This is a genomic window from Candidatus Nitrosopumilus salarius BD31 (assembly GCF_000242875.2).
Taxonomy (GTDB): Archaea; Thermoproteota; Nitrososphaeria; order Nitrososphaerales; family Nitrosopumilaceae; genus Nitrosopumilus; species Nitrosopumilus salarius.
The window spans coordinates 1-18146 of record NZ_AEXL02000089.1 but is presented as its reverse complement, the minus strand read 5'-3'; the positions used below and the strand labels follow the sequence as shown (position 1 = coordinate 18146).

Annotated in this window: 19 protein-coding genes and 1 tRNA gene; 11 read left to right on the top strand and 9 right to left on the bottom strand. The window is 33.2% G+C overall.

The features are described 5' to 3' along the window. Positions 1-123 precede the first annotated feature (123 nt). The 6 genes from BD31_RS10050 to BD31_RS04360 all read left to right on the top strand — a co-directional run bounded on the left by BD31_RS10050 (position 124) and on the right by BD31_RS04360 (position 4497). Positions 124-279, top strand: coding sequence for a hypothetical protein (locus BD31_RS10050; RefSeq protein ID WP_008299119.1), 156 nt, complete (start codon positions 124-126; stop codon positions 277-279). Continuing rightward, positions 276-1436 carry a hypothetical protein gene (locus BD31_RS04380; protein WP_008299086.1) on the top strand — a complete coding sequence of 387 codons (1161 nt, stop codon included), beginning with the start codon at positions 276-278 and terminating at the stop codon, positions 1434-1436. Before BD31_RS10050 ends, BD31_RS04380 begins: the two co-directional genes overlap by 4 nt. A 138-nt stretch (positions 1437-1574) precedes the next feature. Next, a complete protein-coding gene (locus BD31_RS04375) occupies positions 1575-2552 on the top strand; it encodes a hypothetical protein (RefSeq protein WP_008299098.1) in 978 nt (325 codons plus the stop codon). A gap of 62 nt (positions 2553-2614) precedes the next feature. Further along, positions 2615-3133: a hypothetical protein gene (locus BD31_RS04370; RefSeq protein ID WP_008299126.1), complete on the top strand. Its 519-nt coding sequence runs from the start codon at positions 2615-2617 to the stop codon at positions 3131-3133. Positions 3134-3623: 490 nt separating this feature from the next. Continuing rightward, the gene (locus BD31_RS04365) at positions 3624-3950 is read left to right on the top strand and encodes a hypothetical protein (protein WP_008299100.1); all 327 of its coding nucleotides are present in this window, start codon (positions 3624-3626) and stop codon (positions 3948-3950) included. Between the two features lie 28 nt (positions 3951-3978). Next, complete coding sequence (locus tag BD31_RS04360) at positions 3979-4497, top strand: hypothetical protein (RefSeq protein ID WP_008299106.1); 519 nt, start codon at positions 3979-3981, stop codon at positions 4495-4497. Positions 4498-4535: 38 nt separating this feature from the next. Here BD31_RS04360 and BD31_RS04355 read toward each other — a convergent pair whose 3' ends face one another. Next, positions 4536-4790, bottom strand: coding sequence for a hypothetical protein (locus BD31_RS04355; protein ID WP_008299115.1), 255 nt, complete (start codon positions 4788-4790; stop codon positions 4536-4538). 108 nt (positions 4791-4898) lie between these two features. On the opposite strand from BD31_RS04355, the gene BD31_RS09805 reads away from it, so the two are divergent. Together BD31_RS09805 and BD31_RS04350 are read left to right on the top strand one after the other, a co-directional pair. Further along, entirely contained in the window at positions 4899-5066 is a 168-nt protein-coding gene (locus tag BD31_RS09805; protein ID WP_008299091.1) for a preprotein translocase subunit Sec61beta, read from the top strand. A gap of 7 nt (positions 5067-5073) precedes the next feature. After that, positions 5074-6822: a DUF2070 family protein gene (locus BD31_RS04350; RefSeq protein ID WP_008299104.1), complete on the top strand. Its 1749-nt coding sequence runs from the start codon at positions 5074-5076 to the stop codon at positions 6820-6822. Here BD31_RS04350 and BD31_RS04345 read toward each other — a convergent pair. Further along, positions 6806-7459, bottom strand: coding sequence for a hypothetical protein (locus tag BD31_RS04345; RefSeq protein ID WP_048097444.1), 654 nt, complete (start codon positions 7457-7459; stop codon positions 6806-6808). The genes BD31_RS04350 and BD31_RS04345 overlap by 17 nt on opposite strands. 80 nt (positions 7460-7539) lie before the next feature. On the opposite strand from BD31_RS04345, the gene BD31_RS04340 reads away from it, so the two are divergent. Further along, positions 7540-10005 (top strand): ABC transporter substrate-binding protein, encoded by a 2466-nt coding sequence (locus BD31_RS04340; protein ID WP_008299117.1) that lies wholly within the window; start codon positions 7540-7542, stop codon positions 10003-10005. Here BD31_RS04340 and BD31_RS04335 read toward each other — a convergent pair. The 4 genes from BD31_RS04335 to BD31_RS04320 all read right to left on the bottom strand — a co-directional run bounded on the left by BD31_RS04335 (position 9990) and on the right by BD31_RS04320 (position 14399). Continuing rightward, on the bottom strand, positions 9990-10481 hold the full coding sequence (locus tag BD31_RS04335) for a DUF367 family protein (RefSeq protein ID WP_048097445.1): 492 nt from the start codon (positions 10479-10481) through the stop codon (positions 9990-9992). The genes BD31_RS04340 and BD31_RS04335 overlap by 16 nt on opposite strands. A gap of 34 nt (positions 10482-10515) precedes the next feature. Further along, on the bottom strand, positions 10516-13797 hold the full coding sequence (locus BD31_RS04330; RefSeq protein ID WP_008299093.1) for a lamin tail domain-containing protein: 3282 nt from the start codon (positions 13795-13797) through the stop codon (positions 10516-10518). A gap of 137 nt (positions 13798-13934) precedes the next feature. Next, on the bottom strand, positions 13935-14180 hold the full coding sequence (locus BD31_RS10045; RefSeq protein ID WP_158641224.1) for a hypothetical protein: 246 nt from the start codon (positions 14178-14180) through the stop codon (positions 13935-13937). Between the two features lie 142 nt (positions 14181-14322). Next, positions 14323-14399 (bottom strand) — tRNA-Pro (locus tag BD31_RS04320). 72 nt (positions 14400-14471) lie between these two features. Here BD31_RS04320 and map point away from each other — a divergent pair. Beyond that, entirely contained in the window at positions 14472-15368 is an 897-nt protein-coding gene (gene map, locus BD31_RS04315; RefSeq protein ID WP_008299113.1) for a type II methionyl aminopeptidase, read from the top strand. A gap of 142 nt (positions 15369-15510) precedes the next feature. Here map and BD31_RS04310 read toward each other — a convergent pair whose 3' ends face one another. After that, positions 15511-15693, bottom strand: a complete 183-nt coding sequence (locus BD31_RS04310; RefSeq protein ID WP_008299120.1) for a hypothetical protein — start codon at positions 15691-15693, stop codon at positions 15511-15513. Then, on the bottom strand, positions 15690-16820 hold the full coding sequence (locus BD31_RS04305; protein ID WP_008299111.1) for a DUF1512 domain-containing protein: 1131 nt from the start codon (positions 16818-16820) through the stop codon (positions 15690-15692). Before BD31_RS04305 ends, BD31_RS04310 begins: the two co-directional genes overlap by 4 nt. Positions 16821-16931: 111 nt before the next feature. On the opposite strand from BD31_RS04305, the gene BD31_RS04300 reads away from it, so the two are divergent. Continuing rightward, positions 16932-17492: a TATA-box-binding protein gene (locus BD31_RS04300; protein ID WP_008299089.1), complete on the top strand. Its 561-nt coding sequence runs from the start codon at positions 16932-16934 to the stop codon at positions 17490-17492. A 141-nt stretch (positions 17493-17633) separates the two neighbouring features. Here the strand turns inward: BD31_RS04300 and BD31_RS04295 are convergent, their stop codons facing one another. Further along, complete coding sequence (locus BD31_RS04295) at positions 17634-17963, bottom strand: tRNA-binding protein (RefSeq protein WP_008299122.1); 330 nt, start codon at positions 17961-17963, stop codon at positions 17634-17636. Positions 17964-18146 lie beyond the last annotated feature (183 nt).

Below are 18146 nucleotides of genomic sequence, written 5' to 3'. Positions count from 1 at the left end.
TAATTGTGGTCAAATTTACGCCTATCACACGCCTAGTCAGGCTCTTTTTTGTGCTAAATTAGTTATTGAAAATTCAATTTCAAAAGAGAGGTTCAGAAATTGAGTTATTGTTATTTATGTAAAATGGAATTAGGGGAGACACAACAAGTTAGAAGATGGATTCATGATATTATTTTTCATCAAGAGTATTTTGAAGGTGAGATTATTGAATTATCCAAAGAACAGATCATAGACATCTTGTGTAATGTCACTAAATCATTTTATTTTGATGAAAAATGAAACAAATAGAATTATTTGAAAAGGTATCACTGCCAAAAAAGCGAAGTAGAATCCCAGAATCTAAAGCAATATTTGCAAAAAAAGAACTAACAGATAGACAAAAGGAATGGCTAAGATCACATGATGAAACTAATTGGCAAAACATTGCACTATCACAAAATTATACTAATCCTAAAGGAATCAGTAAAAAACTTGTATGGAAATTGCCAGGAACAGAATTAAAAAATGAAACTTGTGGATTATGGAAAACAGTTGGATGTGACAATGTATTTGGACATCCTGATAATAAACAGTTTATAAAACATTCAAAGATTTCGTGTTTTCGTTCAAAGTGCGAATACTGTTGGTTAGAAAAATGGTTATCACGTGAATCAACAAGAGCAACACAAAGAATAGAAAATTACATTGATGTTTTCAAGCATCTTCAATTTGCTAGATCCCCAAATCTACAAAGAAAATATCTAAGACCAATTCATGTTATAGTATCACCCTCTTGGAAAGACAAGTTCCTATCCTTTGATGAATTAAAAAACAAGGCTCGAAAGTTAATCAATAAAGCTGGAATTGAGGGAGGGTTGATGATTTATCATCCATTTGGGTTTGATAAGAAAAAGAAAGAATGGATTGTTAGACCCCATTTTCATATTTTGGGCTTTGGTTGGATAATCAATACAAAGAAGATTTCTGATTCTGACGGATGGGTAATCAAGAACAAGGGGTTAAGAGATTCGCTTCATTCTACCATTTACTATCAATTATCTCATGCAGGGGTATCTGATGGCGTTCATGCCATCACTTGGTTTGGTTCTTTATCATATAGGGCAAAGTATTCTTCTTATTTCAAGGTCGAAGATGATGACGAGCATGGATTTTGCGATTTTTGTGGCTGTATGTTAGTGGAATTTGAGTATGTAGGGAATGGAGACCCGCCTGATTTTGAATTTGTAGGATTAGTTGATGTGAATTATTGGAAAGCCAAAGAAACTCTAGAAGAAGCTGTGATGAAAAAAGAGATGTTGAGAAATAATATTAAAAATAGATACAAAAATCCCAGGAAAGATTACATTAATGATGGTCAAAGTATTGGTTCAGATTATTCTAGATTTCTTGAAAGAATTGAATGTTTACAAAATTGTAAAATAATTTTTCAATCTTAATGTAGATAGAAAAAGAGTGAAATTTGAAGAGTTGCAGGATGTTAATGATAGAAAGATGGTTAATTCAATGTCCAGAAATATGAGTTTCTTTAATTAGATAAACACTAGTCTTATTTACTTATATTAAAAAATTTGATTATGGGTAAAAAAAAGAAACCAACTTTTAAAAAAACAAATTTACCACCATATAAAAAAATCCCAATAAAAAAACGATATTGGTTTTTTCTTGGATTGTGTATAATTGTAATATTTGCAGGGATAATTCAATTAACTTATGCATTTACAGGAGGGTATGTTGAAGAAATTTCAAAACCGTTGCCATTGTGGAAACAATATCAGGTAGGTTTCACCACTGTGGATTTACCTGGAAAATATGTGACCCATTATGAATATCTTCATGGACTAGCTAATGTAAGAGGAGATCTAAATCTTTCAAGTACAAGTTTTAGTGTAAAAAATAAAATCCACGTAGATATCATTTTAAGACCTGAGCTTAAGGAAGTAGGATATGAAACAGCTAAATTTACTGTTGAAAATCCACCGTTTGAAAATTCAACAATAGTGGTCTATGATGGCCATAAATTTCAAAAATTAATGGATACTTTCCCACAGCCTTTTTTCATTGTGTTTGTTGGTGCAGAAAATATTGAGAATATTGAAAAAAATAATGACAGATTTGCAATAATTAATGTAACACGGAATTATGACAAAGTATATTTTGAAGGTTCTGGAGATATTGAATTTGAATTAGATGGTGAAAGAACCATTCTCTTTCTAGATCCAACTCAGTTAAAGGAATACATGGCACTACGAAAAGAATTTACATCAAATATTATTTCATTCGATATTCTTTCTACACCTAAACAACCTGATTTTCCAGATATTTCATCAAATTCTACAATATATGCATTCAAACATAGAGAATCATACGCTAATCTTCTTGATGGGAAAACGGTTCTACCCATTGACATCGAATCAGAAGATGCACTTGACGAAATTATTTTAAAAAATATTGCCTATGCAACGCCAGGTTTTTTTATAATACCTATAGGATTGACTTTCTTTGTAATGAGTTTTAATAAAATAAACAAAATTAAAAATCAAAACACGTTATGATTCTAGTCACAACTAACTTTCTGGGAACAAAAGGCTATAATGAATAGTATGAGTGTGTGAGTGTGAAAGAAACAGAGTCTAAAAAATCAGGATGGTACATATCTGATAAAATTAATCTCGTAGGAATTATGATATCAATTATTGTTTTAGTGTTATTGGCAAATCAGACGAATATCTTGAATACTCAATTTCAGGAAAAAGATAGACCTTGGATAGGTGTGACTACAAATTTTTCAATGGATGACGATAAACTTCATATTGGATATACTAATTTTGGCAGCATACCAAATACAGACGGAAAAATACTCGTAAAAGTTGACAATAAACCATTTTCAAAAGATCATTATGCTGAATGGAATGAAGTTGATGATTTGGGAGTGGTTTTACCTAATCAAGAAAAATTTGAAGACTTCTATGTTCCAATGGAATTTTTACAACAAGCAAAAAACGGTACAGCATTATATTTTGGAATCGTGTTAAATTACAATTATGTTGGAAATCAACAAGGCGAATTTGGTGGAATTTGGTATTATTCTTCACAAGCACAAAAATTTTACTATGATGATAACTGGGCTAAGTAACATCGTATTTTTATTCAAATGATTCTCCAACAGACAAACCTACGTTATAGTTTAGATAATAACCAACTTTTCACGCACTAAAGGACGACTTTGCCTTTTTACTCTTTATCGATAAGATCATCCACACCTTAATTATTAGATTCTAAACTCTCAATCTTAAATCCAATGAGAATTTTTTGCGGATCCTGAAGATGGTATATCGTTGAGATTAATCCATATCATTTTCAACCAATCAATAACTGCCTTGTAATTTATAGAAAAGACAAACCTAGATTCGATATGATTTAATTCATTTTTAAGCGATCTCGTTATGCTAGAATTTAAGAAAAGAAGAACTTATTACTTTATAAGTAAATATTCTTACATATATTGAAAATGAATTCACAGGTTAAATTTTCTAAATATTTGAGACTTAATACAAATGAAACATATTCTAAGAATATGAATTTCACCAATGGTATAAATTTAGTTCAAGAGGTATTATAGTAGAATGAATACAGTATTACTTGAAAAACCAGTTGAAGGGAAAATTGTTGTTTCGTATGATGATAAAAGATTATTCGTTATGGATAAAATTGGAGAAAGAGTGTGTGATGCTACAACAGATACGGTAAAGACAAGATTAAGTGAAATTGAAGGTTTGAAAATAAAAAGAGTAATCCACGCAAAAAAACCATCAGGATCAGCAGATTTGATCATGGAGTTTTCTGTACCAGATAACCTTTTTGAAATTGTTTATCAAAATATACAGGATCTCAAAGGAGAGTTCTTTTCAATAAATGATGTGTTAGTATACAAAAGTCGAAATACTAAATAATAAAATACTGCTCATTTAACGTCTTTTTATGGTTACGTATGAATGTGATATTTTCATAGATTTAGTTAAACAGGAAAAAAATTTACGTGAAAGAATTAAAAAAAGAAAATACAAACTGAAAGGAGATATTTTAGAGCAAATGCATTCTAATGGACCAAAATCATATACATTTTATGTTAAAACGCCTCCAGGAGAATTTCATAGGAACCAACTAATCGATATTTTTCAAAAATTAGGATCCACAAAAGTACATAGACAATGGGTAACAGAAATAACAGAATCGGCAATAGACAAAATTAAAGATTTTTTACAAGAGTTCGGAGGAATTGCATTATCGATCTATGGAGGTTCGATTGCAGTATTGTTTGGAACCATAACTCATGTAAACGCATATTTCCCAATAAATGGAGAACATGAAGTGTATCACTTGTTAACAAAAATAGAATTCTCAGATTGGATAATTTTGTTTGCATTGGCAGGAATACCAAGTTTTGCATATTTAGGACATCAACAATCAGAGTATAGAAAAAGACATTCACGAAAATAGTTCAAGGTTACTTATGATATAATTTAGTCCAAAATTTGTTAAAAAGTTCCCACAGTATTTCCATAATCATCCAAGATTTTACCATGTGATACTACTCTTGGTTTTTCTTCGAGTATAGGCTCAGTGATGATTTGAGATTCTTTGTTCTCTATTTCCAAGCCTTCTTCATAGGCTTCAATATCCATTTTCAAAAGATCACGTAATCCTTCTGAGATACATTTTCCGTCATTATTGCATATTTCTTGGAACTTCTCAAAGTCTTCTTTTGATAGTTTGGTAGATACAGTCTTCATTGGTAAACCACGAATAGATCAGGGTAGATCAAAAGGATATGGTTTACGACCAAAAAGTCTTAGCTAACAATAAAGTTTTTATGTTAAAATTCTTGATGTCGAATCATAATGAGCAGTAAAAAGAAGTCAGCCCCATTGCCAGCATCAAGTGGCGGTCTCATGAGGTTCTTTGAGGATGAGACAAAGGGATTCAAATTAGACCCAAAAATAGTAGTTTCAATTCCTATTAGTTTAATTGCAGTTTCATGGATAATTGATTTATTCCTAGCTCCGTGAAAAAACAATGGAAAAAGAATCAGACGATGTTTCAAACATACATAACAGGTTTTCCCTTACTCTAGTTAATCCATCATCGCATTATTTTTCTCTAGTTGTATCACTGATAGTTGCGTCAGTAACAGTTCTTGCCACATATTTTGGCTACTTGAGCAGTTTAGGTTTTGAAGAAAATTGGTATAGACTGCCATTGGTTTTAGGAGTCCTTGTTTTAACGCAATTATTAGACACTCGATTTACAAAGAAAAAGGAATATTCAAAATCATTACACTCGTCGCTTTTCGGAAACATGTTGTGGACAGTTACGCTTTTGATGGGAATACTTTCAAGCGTGGTGTTATCAAAAGACATAGAATTATTTTTCATAACTTTTGGAATGTTTTTGTTTGCTAGTTTCAGAATAGGAATTTACACGACAACATTGGGGGTAAGTCTCAAAAAAGCTTGGGCAATTTGTTTCATTCAGCCACTAGCAATGTTTTTCGTGTTAATCCCACAAAATATGTGGGTTTCAGTACTTAGCGAACCAATTGGATTAGGTTACGGGATATCTTTTCTGATAATTGCAAGTGTGTGGTCAATTCTAACGGACAGGGCAGGAAGACCAGGAATGGAGAGCACTCATAAAACTATTCAAGCATATCTTGCATCTCAAGGAAATGACTTTGAAGATGCGGAAAAATTAATGGAGCAACGCTCAAAGGAAACCAAAGTATCAACATCACAGATAAAACTATCATCACAAATGAACGGTAAAGAATTTCGAATGGTTTTGCCGGAAATACATCCAGGACCATATCATCCAGTTGGCGGAAGCAATATACCATATCTAATTTACAAAAATCTGTCGTCATCAGCGATGGTCATGCATAGTATTTCAGATCATTCTCTTAACCTACCATCGAGAAACGAAGTTGAGAATTACCTTAAAAATTTGGAAAAAAGTGAAGTGAAGGAAGAAGGGGTACAATGCACTGAACCAGTAACGGTGCAGATTAACAAGGCAAGAGTTACAGGATTGCTTTTTGGAAATAATCCATTATTATTTTTATCATTGTCACCACATGGAATGGAAGACATTCCAAGCTATATGAAGAATGAAATTGAACAATATGCAAAGAATAGAAATTACTCAAGAACAATGATAGTAGATTGTCATAATGCCATGGGAGAAGAAATTTCAAATGAAGATGGTCAAGATATGTTAAAGGCTGCAAAATCATGTTTAGACACTTTAATTACGAAAGACAATTTTCCCATTGAATTTGGCTATGCAAATTCTGATGACATGGATGTATGGACAGAAGATTTAGGTATGGGCGGACTAGGCATAGTTTGCCTCAAAATCAATGATAAAAAATATTTTCTCGGATGGGCAGATGCAAACAATATGGAAAATGGAGTAAGAGAGAAAATCATAGATAATTTTGCAAAGAATAATTATCAGTTACTTGAGATATGTACATCAGATACGCATTATGCTCCTGTCAAAGCAAGGAATAGAAATGGGTACTATCAATTAGGATTGATTACAGGGGCAGACAAACTTTCAAAATGGTTTCTCGAGATTGCAAAAAAAGCAGAAACCACAATTACAACAGCAAAATTTGAAATTTTAGAGAATCAAAGTGAAGTGAAGGTTATGGGTCAGAGCATATACGAAGATTATTCCAAAGCATTAGATAATTCATTAAAAATCACCAAAGGTTTTGTTATCGGAAGTCTAGGATTATTCATTACTAGTCTTTTTCTATAGTGTTCATTTGATCAAGATTGCCATAGAATTCATCAATGAATGAAGATAGTTGGAAAATAGGCACGATTGGAACGTTTTCAATGAAACCAATCTTATCCTGATACAATGTAACTATTACAGGCACGGCCATAGCACCAGGAGTTTTGGAAATGTAATGTTTAGTTCTTTCAATTTGCTTTTTTACCGCAGATGATAATGAAGAGGTGCTATAACGTTTCCAATGTTTACAATCAATTAAAATGGCAATACCTAATCGGATTCCAATAACATCAATTTCCATACGGGGTTTAGTGAGAATCATATTTTTTATCACTGCAAAATTTTTCGAAGATAAAATTTCGGCAGTTAAGCCTTCAAAATCTTTCCAATCTATAGCAAAAGAGATCTCATCTATAGGAGAACCTTTTTCAAGCAGAGCGATGGCAATTTTTAATTTATCCCCATCTTCAAAATAATACATATCATCTTGTTTTGTTCCAATATTATTTTTGATGAATTCATCTAAAATTATTTCAGAGTCAATTAAATCCATTTTTGTAACAGCCGAAAAATCTTGTATTGATATTCCACCTTGAATTATTCCATTCAAACAAGTAATCATTTTTGGATGAATTTTCAAGTGTAAATTTTGATGCATATTCGAAATATAGGTTTTAGTCCTAATAACATCAGGGTATTATGATATAGGTTTTATTACATGTTTTCAAAAATGGAATTATGAAAAAATTGCTAGTGGCCTTACTAGCACTTTCAATCACAGTTCTGATATGTAATGAATCATTTGCAGAGAAAAGTACGTTTTTTGATTCAGTGAAATTCATTCAATATTTAGATGAAAATACAGCACTGGAAGAAGTACGAAATGGGAATCTTGATGTGTATTATTATACAATTTCTCCAGATAGGTTAGAAAATCACAAAGCACGTGAAGGATTGCAAGTATTTGATTCAACTGGTGGTTCATACAGCATACTGGTAAACCCTGCAGAGTCTGAGAAATTCAATCCCTTTGCAAACAAGGAGATCAGATTTGCTCTCAATTATTTGATAGATAGAAAATTAATCGTAAATGAGTTGATGGGTGGGTATGGTTCGCCAATTATTTCATACTACACTCCTTCAGATCCAGAGTATCTAACTATCATAGAACAACTTGAGACGTTTAACTTCAGATACAATCCAACGTTTGCAAATGAAGTAATTTCAAAGGTACTAAACGAGAAAGGAGCTATGAAAATGGAGGATAAATGGCAAATGAATGGAATCCCAATAGAAATTACAATTTTCATCAGAAGCGATGATCCAGTCAGAAAATCAATTGGTGAAATATTAGCAGTTGAATTAGAAAAAGTTGGATTTACAGTAAAGAAGGATTTTGGTGATTTGAATAAAGCATTTGTTGTTGTTTATGGTTCAGACCCATCCGAACTAAAATGGAGTCTATATACAGAAGGATGGGGACGTTCAGCATTTGTAAGGTATGATTCTGTAGGATTAGGACAAATGTATTCCCCTTGGTTTTCAAGTATGCCAGGATTTAATGATCCAGCATATTGGAACTACCAAAATGACAAATTAGATGAACTTACTCAAAAAATATACACAGGTGATTTTGAAACATCAGAAAAAAGATCAGAGATAATTCAAGAAGCTGTTAAGGAAGGAGTTAACGAATCTGTAAGAATTTTTGTAGCAAGTAAAATTGATCAATATGTTGTAAATGAAAAAGTCAGTGGGATTGTAAATGATTTTGGAGCAGGAGTGCCAAGTAGATTTACTCCAATTAATGCAAAAAGTGATCACAGTGAGCTAAACATAGGAGTGAAACAAATCTATCAAGGAGCATGGAATCCAGTAATGGGGTTAACGGATAGTTATAGCAGACACATTTGGGGGATTATTTCAGATCCTGCTACGTTTAAGCATCCATTTACTGGTGAGACATTTCCAATTAGAGCAAAATGGCAAGTTGAAACCGCAGGTCCAAACGATAAATTGAGTATCCCCAAAGAGGCAAAAATATGGGACCCACTTGTACAAAAATGGAAAAATGTTGAAGAGGGAACACTTGCAACAAGTAAGGTGACATTTGATTTTGAATTTAGTAAATGGCATAATGGTGAAAAAATGGATATGCAAGATATCTTACATTCACTTTATTTTACAATAGAATGGGGAACTAAGACTGATGAAAATGATAGAACTTTTGATACAGAATTCACACCTAGAGCTGCTCAGAGCATTCAAACAATTATCGGAGTGAACCCAATTGATGATGACACGATTGAAGTTTATGTGGATTATTGGCATTTTGATGAAGGGGAAATAGCTGATTGGGCAGCGTTATGGAGTTCAGTGCCATGGGAAATTACATCGGCCATGGAAAAGGCAGTGGTTGATGGAAAAGTTTCATTTTCAAGATCAGGCGCTACCAATAAAAATGTAAATTGGCTATCACTAATCATTCCAAATGATGCAAAACTCATAAGAGATTATTTACTAGAATTCAAAGATTCAAAATACATACCAGAGTCATTAAAAGAAAACAATCAGGATTTCGAATATTACCAAAAAAGATATGAAACATCAATAAAATGGATTGAAGAAAAAAACCATGCAGTAATTAGCAATGGTCCATTTTATCTTGAGTCATATTCACCAGAATCACGAACAATCAAAGTCGCTGCATTTGATGACGATTCATATCCATTTAAGGTGGGAAAATGGTCTGAATTTGAAAAAGCCCAATTCCCATTAATTAAAAAAATAGAGATTGAAAAAATTGTCAAAAAAGGAGACGAGTTTAATGTGACAGTAAATGTTGAAAACACTGATTCATTATGGTATTTTTTGACAAATTCCCAAGGAGACAAAATAAAATCAGAAACACTTGAAGTTACAGACAATAACATAGTCATTACCATCCCTTCTGAAATAACAAATAATTTTGGAATTGGTGCAAACAATATCAAAATATTTGCAATTTCAAATTCAGTGTTGAAACCTGATTTTTATGAGTCAAGTTTTCTTGTAACTGATAGCAATTCAGAATTACCAAAAAACACGAATAAAGATATAGAATTCTCTGAAAAAAATTCAGAGTATGAGGTTTGGATCATTCCAATTGCAATCATTTTAGGAGTTTTGATTTATCTGAAAAAAAGAAATCATAGCAATCCATAATCTTTCAAAATTCCATCTATCTGATCTTCATTTTCAAGTTTCAGATATTCCTCCAAGAGATTTTGATTAAGTTCGTAGAAAGTATGCCCCCATTTGAATTTGTCAAGTAATTCTAAGCTTTGTTCTTTGTATCCTAAAATAAATAATGAGGCAGACAATGCTTCAGCAGTAGTTAATTTGTTGAGTTTTGAATAATTCAGAGGATTTCCAGCAAGAAGTGGAGGAAGTTTTCTTTTAATACCATCAAATTTTTTAGAAAACGCCTGATCAGCTAGATTCCAAGAGCAATCAATTCCCACAATAGAACGGATTAGGGATTTATCTTTAGGCATCAAAGTTTTGTCAGAGAATGGATCTAAAACCAATCCTTTGTTACTGATTTTTTTGATATTTTGAGCCAGACCAAATTTCACCATTTTTGCAGCTGTGCATTTTTTAGGATCATCCTGATAAAACATTAAAACTTGTAATTTCACTTCAACCAATGATCAGATTGGCTGTATTTTGAATTTACTCTAAAGTTTTGTATGTTATTTTATAATAAAAGCGTGAAGCTTGATCATCTTTGAGAATCTCAACATTCCAAGTTTCATCTGGTAAAAATTCATCAGAAGATTCAGGCAAAATGCTAAATTTTTCAAGACGTACATCAGGGCCACTGTATCTGACATTCATACTAGTTCCATCAACTTCAACAGTTTCATAGATTTGTCCAGGCGTTCTAGTTGATTGGCTTACCAAACAATCATCATCAGGACCAATAACACAGATTCCAGTGGAAGTAGAAACTTTGAGATTTACTATGGATTCGTCTCCTCGTGTTGGAGTAATCAAAGAACCAGTGAACACTCTAGGTGCAATAGATGCCACATCAGTGGTTTTCTCTTCAGTCAATATAGATATCATATTTTCAGAAATTCTATTTTCTTTTTCAATCACAGTATCAGGTATTACTACTAGAGGTTTCTCTACAACATCAAATAGAATAGATTTAGTTTCAAAAGATGCATCAACTGTTATTTCATAAGAACCAATTGCAGATGAAGTGTTAGGAATTTTAAATTGATGATCAAATGATCCAGAAGAACTTGGGCGAATTGTAGTTACAGGGCCACTGTGTTTACCACAATAAAATGTACCACAAGTAATTTCTGAATCTGATTTTTGAATTACACTTACATCAAATTTTTCAATATAGATCAGTCTATTTGGTTTCCCAGTAATTTCCACCACATCGCCTGGATAGTATTGTGACTTATCAGTAGATAGTAAAAGAGTCACAGGGTCATCAACGCCAAAGGCATAATCATTTGCAACACTAAAGGTGGATTCGCTACGTGCAGTTCCATAAATTGCTTTTACAGAATATGTTCCCTGAGGGAATACTGGAATTGGTAATTCAAAGAGACTGATAAATTCCCCACCCTGATTAGGATAAACAGCAGATTCATAAATTTGCTTGAATGGGAAAGAGCCATCCAATACTTTAATTGTGACTCGCTGAGGAACTACAAGTCCCTCATCACCTTGATTACGCTTCAGAACATTTCCTATGACTTTGAGTTTTTCCCCTGCTTGATATAGTGATTTTTCAGTAGTTACAAAGATAGGAGTGGTAGACAGAGTGTCATTTTCTGGATCGGCTGAAACTTTGAAGAACAAAGATTTGCTTTCGCTACTAGTAGATACTTTGATTTTGTAAACTCCAAAATTAGATTTGACTACATCTTTTCCCGTATTGACTTTGATATTTTGTACTTTTTCTGCAACAGGTGCAGTCCAAGACCATGAAAAACGTTGGTTATCGATAGTAGCCCCAGAAAGAACCTTGGTTCCATCAGGTTTTGTCATTGTTATGGTTACAGAAGTAGCACCAGTTGGAGGAATGGCACCAGTTAAATGAATAGTTTCACCTAAACCATAAACATCTTTATCAAGAGATGCAATTGCTCCATTTTTAAAATCAAGTGGATTGACTATTGAGAACGTTTTCGTTGCAACATAGCCAGAATATTCAGATTTTATAACATAGTTTCCTTCAGTAAAGACACTTTGGGTCACATCTAGATTAAGCAAGTAATTTCCTGATGTTTCAGGAATTGCTGTAAAAACGTATGCAATAGCCACATTGTCACTGTATTTTGTTTGAGCACCAGACAATGCAGTGATCTTCAAAGGAGTGCCATCTTCATGAGAAATTGAAATTTTTACAGGTACACCAGTTTTATAACTTGAAGTACTAGATGGATCTTTTATGAATCCACTAATTACCATTTTATCACCAGGTTCATAGGTTTCTTTATCAGAGTTAACAGTCAATGGAGAATCAGAAGTCACAAAACTTTCAGGATTTGAAACCACATGAATAATACTAGTTGCAGTACCAATACTTTTAGAAACAGTGATTTTATAATCACCTAATCGTAATTGGCTATCTGGAATTGTGAAACTGTAAGAAAACGAACCATCGCCCATAAGCCTCACACCATCAGAAATTTTAAATCCAGAATCACTGCCAGAGGTAGAGCTGCCTAGAGACGATTGTTTGGTTTGTATTATCTCCAAATCCAAAGTGCTAACCCATTGTTGATTTAGTCTACCAGTGATTTTGACTTCATCACCAAGACCGTATGCAACTTTATCAGTCCAAATGGAAATCGGGACATCTTCTTTGATATCTTTAACTACATCAAAATAAACAGATGCAGATTTATCAAAATATTCAGAATTAATTTCATAAGTTCCGTAAACAGGGTTCACAGTAGACACATAGAAAGTGGTTTTGAATTCACCATTGGTAGGGTAAAGGTTTCCGGTAGATACAACTTTTCCTTGAGAATCTTTTATTATCAATTTCATTCCCTCATAAGGAATTATTTTGGAAGCATGTCCAGTAATTGAAACTGATTGTCCTGGAAGATATTGAAAATTATCAGTGATTATACTAAGAGAACTTTCAGTCTTTGTAACTTGAGCAAAGGATTCATAACCCACAGAAAAACTTGCGGTTGCAGATACGTCACCATATGTGACAGATACAGTATACATTCCCTCATTAATTCCTAAAACTTGTTGTAGATTGAGTGTTGTTTTATAATTAAGATTTAGATCTGGATACATCGTTACAACTTTGTTAAAATTTGGGCCAGAGATAGCAATAGTAATTTGTTGAGGTTGGAAAGAGGGTTTCACAATAAAAACTTGTTCAGAAACACTACCTTGAATTATTGCAGTCTCACCAAACAAGTATGAATCTTTATCAGATGAAACATTTACAGTAATTTCATTCGAGTTTCCACTACTGACAAGTTTACCATTTGATGAACCAGCGGTTGATTTTGCATATTTCCAATCAGACGAAGTATCAAAATCATAGCCATCATAGATTCGTTGCCAAGATGTAAAATCATTTTTAATATCAGCAAACATAGGAGTTTTGTCAATTACAATTCCATTTTTATCTCTAAGTTCAACAGATTCGTTAGAATCAGTAAACCAAAGGCTTTGGTAAGAATAAGTTAAAAATTGTCCAGGTTTAATGATAGTTCCGCTGGGTATTGTCATAGTTTTTTTCAGAACAGTCGTAGATGCAACTTTCCATCCACCTAAATCAACATCAGAGTTTGTAGGATTGTATAATTCCACCCATTCAGCGACAGATTTAGAATCATCTCCAGGAGGATTGATATCCAATTCATTGATCACCACATGATCAGTTGTCTGAGCATATGCAGGGATGATTACCCCTATAAGAAATAGCAGAGAGAAAACTAAAGTTAGATTACGATTCATGATTGCTTCCTGTTAAGATTGTCTAGAAGCCTCATTTTAGAATGGAATTGAGGAAAAGTTGAGCTTGTTGTTAAAGTCATATATCTTAAAACCATGAAAAACAATCTAATTTTTCAGTTTTAAGGGATGCGAAGAAGTTATTCTTGAGAATAATCGCAGTTTGAGCACATTTTATTGATAATTTTAGAACCGCATTCCATACAAATGCCCTCACCTACATCATCATGTATTGATTTACGCTTTTTGCCAACGTATAGTTTTATCCCAAAATACATGAGAATCACTATGACAACAGCATAAACAGGTGCCATGAACGGAATCAAACCAATCATAAATAGAAAAAGACCAACAATCAGAATTATCTCGCGCCTCTCAAATTTCAATAAAAACAAGACAATATCAAATTGATAAAAACATGCCGGAGCTCGGTGCCATTAGTTTACTTCATTTCAAAGTCATTACTCTAACTCGTCCTCATTGCTCGGCAATTAATCTAGAAAATTATTTCTTTATAAGATAATGAAATGGTGGGATCGGAGAGATTTGAACACTCGACCTCTGCGTCCCAAACGCAGAATCATACCAAGCTAGACCACGATCCCAGTATGCCATAAAAATTGCCCAATTTAAGCTTCACAGATAATCATTTTAAAGGCAGTCAAAGGATCGAAACCATGGCAATCGAGGAATACATCAAGGCAGGTAAGATTGCATCGGAAGTAAGAGAGATGGTAAGAGGAAGAGACTGGGTTGGCAAGTCAGTCTATGATATTTGTGAAGAAGTGGAAAATGAAATTAAAAAAAGAGGTGCAGGATGTGCTTTTCCAGTAAACGCCAGTATTAATGAAATTGCAGCACATTATACTGCAGAGCCAAACGATCCAATCACTATCAAAGATACGGATTTGGTGAAGATTGATTTAGGTGCACAAATTAACGGATACATTGCAGATACAGCAGTTACTGTCTGCTATGATGCCCAATTTGATGGCCTAGTTCAAGCTGCAGAAGAAGCTTTGGCAAATGCAATGTCCATGGTAAAAACAGGAGTCAAAGCAAGTGATATTGGACGAACTATAGAAACTACAATCAAACAAAGAGGATTCAAACCAATTGCAAATCTTAGTGGACACTCATTAGATCAATATACAATACATGCAGGAAAATCAATTCCAAATATTTGGTCAATTGGAGGATTTTCACTTTCAGAAAATTCGGCTTATGCATGTGAACCATTCGTCACAACTGAACAGGGAGGAGGATTTGTAAGAAATGGAAAAATAAAAAATATTTTTGCACTTAATTCACGAAAGAAAACAAAGAATGATGAAGCAGACAAACTTCTTGATTTCATATGGAATAATTTTAACATGTTACCATTTGCTCTTAGATGGTTAGTAAAAGATTGGGAAGAAAAGAAAGCAAGAGAATTGTTAGATATTTTAATCAGCAAGAAAGCTGTTCAAGCATATCCAATTTTGATTGAAGTGAACGAACAAAGAGTTGCTCAAGCAGAACACACATTCATCCCTAATGAAAATGGAGTAACTGTTACAACTCAGACCCAATAAAAATACAAAAAGTGCAAAGTAATTTGAATGACGAAGTAAGACCATGCCCTCAATGTGGGAGATTCATGTTCAAAGAACAGGGAGAAGAAGTGTCGTGGTTTTGTCCTTCATGTAATGTAAAATTTAGAACAAAATAATACGATTATTCGTCCAAAGTTTCACCAAATATTTTCTCAATAATGGTGATTTCACCGCATGAGGTACATTTTGCAGAGGTAGAAAATAATGTATCACCATCCAAAAATTTTCGTTTCTTCAAAGCATTGCATTTAGGACATAGTTCAACAGTGAATGCTGCGGTAATTTTTTTCTTCGAGAAATTCATTGTGGAACTCCTGCAGTATTGCCAACACCGATGACTACTACAGATTGACCCTGTTTAGTATTTTCACGAATCATATCATAAAGTTGTGAACGTACATCATCTGCAGCATTAGCAATATCTTTTGTCATCAAAGTAATCGCTTCTTTTACAGATTGCTTAACCACAATCGAGAATATTGGTATTTGATGAGATGTTGCGATAGATTCAATTTGAAATCTTTCAGTTCCTATGCCACCTATAGCTGCACCGAAACCTCTTGCAATTGACGCAGAGTCTTCGCCTTCCAATTTTAATGCAGCATCAACCATAATTATTGCGTCAATTTTAGTATCAGAAACAAGACATTCTAAGGCATCTGCAGGTCTTCCCACTGTAGAACCCGGTCCCTCAGCTTTTAAAAGAGATAGTTTTCTACCATCAAAATCTATTTTTGCAAGACTAGTTTGAAATGCAATGGATTCTTTTGGACTATTTAACATCATTTTGCCAACAACCATAGGACCAATTCCATCACCTACAGGTTGACCTAGCTTAAATGGTGAAATCGCATCCCTCATTGCTTCTGCTTGTTCCATTATAAATGGAAGAATCATTTGCAATGGCAAAATCAAAGGATAGTTATTTTGTTTTTTTGCCGTCAAAAACATATGATTGATTATTTTGTAGATCATTTGTAATGAAGAAGCAATTTCAAGTAATGTTTGGACTTTGGTTAATTCAAAATCATTTATTTCGGGAGAAAGTAGTTGTACATGTTCTCTAGTATAATCTTCTCTTGATCTGACGGTATGTCTAACTTTTTCAACAATACCATTAGGATCCATATCGACTGGCATTATTGTAAAATAATCTAAAAATTGATCAATTTTTTTTGTAGGATCATTTTTTGGATTCAGATTATTTTTTACATAATTGAGTAATTCGGATCTTGCTTCAGATCTAAAACCATCAAGTTTTTTGATTGCTTTATTGAGTTCATTAGAAGTGACAATTAATTGAATTCGCTGACCATAAAAAATAAAGAGAAATATGGGCAGAATCCAAATCAGCATCATTAAAGGATTTGTCTCATCATTCATAGCAAACAACTGATTAAAATCAATATTTGTAAAATCCACTAGATCCATCAAATGTCAGTTCCAAATTAAATCATTCGTAGGGAGGATAAAAAACGAGTTGCAGGAGGCAAAATAATGGCGAGTGCTTTTATTATAGTTCAGATACAAAAAAATCCGAATATGCCACAAACAAAACCTATCGTAAGCGTGGAAAATGTTGTAGCATCAGCAGACGTGATGCAAAAAATGGATTTGAATGAGATTACAAGAACATTTCCAGATGTGGAATATCATCCAGATCAATTCCCAGGGCTAGTTTTTAGACTAAAGACCCCAAAAACTGCAACGTTGATCTTCACTTCAGGAAAAATGGTATGTACAGGTTCTAAATCTGAAGAGATGGCTAGAAAAGCAGTAAAAACAGTTGTACAAAAGCTAAGGAAGGGCGGAATCAAAGTAAAAAAAGATGCAGTAGTTACAATTCAGAATATTGTAGCTTCCATCAACCTAGGAGGTAAGATCCATTTAGAACAAGCAGCAAGAACATTACCACGAAGCATGTATGAACCAGAACAATTCCCAGGGCTAATTCACAGAATGTTAGACCCAAAGACGGTGATTTTGTTATTTTCATCAGGGAAACTTGTTTGCACTGGAGCTAAACATGAACCAGATGTATATAGATCAGTGAATAATTTACATGCATTACTAGAAGAAAAAGACCTAATGATTTATGATTAATCATTGGTCAAAATTTATTTTATAATATTCATTAAAGTACAAATGATTCAACAAACAATAATTGAGATAAACAAACAAAATAAGAAAATAGTAGATTCTAAAAATAGATTATCTAATACAACTCTTGAAAAAATAAATAAATTATTTTATTGGGCTCCCTAATGGAACATCTTCAGCGACAGTTAACCAAAATGGTTTATCATCAACATCAGCTGCCAATAGCATTGCATTTGATTCAACACCTGCCATTTTTTTTGGTTCAAGATTTGCAATGACAATTACAGTTTTACCTACAATATCTTCAGGTTCATAGTACTGTGCGCCACCAATAATCACATCACGTTGATCATCATTTCCTAAATCAATTCTGCCTTTGATTATTCTAGATTTGCCTTCTATTGGCTCAGTTCCAATAATTTTTGCAACTCTAATGTCCAATTTAGCAAAATCATCATATGATATAGTTGACATAAGAAACCCTAATTTTTCCTCTTAAAATGAATTTCTAATTTCACTGTAATTCCTTTTTATCAATTCCAGAAGTTTCAATTTCATATCTCAATGCTGCTGGAATTTCCATGTATTTCTTGTTTACAAGTTCGATTATTTGATCTTCAGGAACATGTACTTTTGTTAATAATTTTCCTCGCTGAT